Source organism: Chryseobacterium sp. VD8 (assembly GCF_037149975.1).
GTDB lineage: Bacteria > Bacteroidota > Bacteroidia > Flavobacteriales > Weeksellaceae > Chryseobacterium > Chryseobacterium indicum.
This window is the reverse complement of sequence record NZ_JBBCQL010000505.1, coordinates 1-255: the sequence shown is the minus strand read 5'-3', so window position 1 is coordinate 255 and position 255 is coordinate 1. Positions and strand designations below refer to the sequence as shown.

The following is a 255-nucleotide window of genomic DNA, read 5'->3' as shown; positions in this document are numbered from 1 at the left end:
TAGAATGTTTGGTAGACTTCGTATTGTTATAGTTTGTTTTAAAGTAATTGTTTTCGTTGGTAGCTTCCAGCTTGATACTTGTAAGCTCGAAATTAGCATTGTTTGCAGGGTTTGCAAAATTGAAATTACTTGTAAAATCACTTATAAAAGCGGTAGATATACCTCCCATTGAGGTAGTTTCGATCGTATTATCATATTTTACATCTCCGATTCCGTAAGTTGCATAAGGAGAGTTACTCAGATTCTGCGCGTTAA

1 pseudogene is annotated in these 255 nt (G+C 34.5%); it reads right to left on the bottom strand.

Annotated features, from left to right (window positions below):
* Positions 1-255: pseudogene (locus WFK35_RS23380) on the bottom strand (hypothetical protein); the annotation flags it as partial.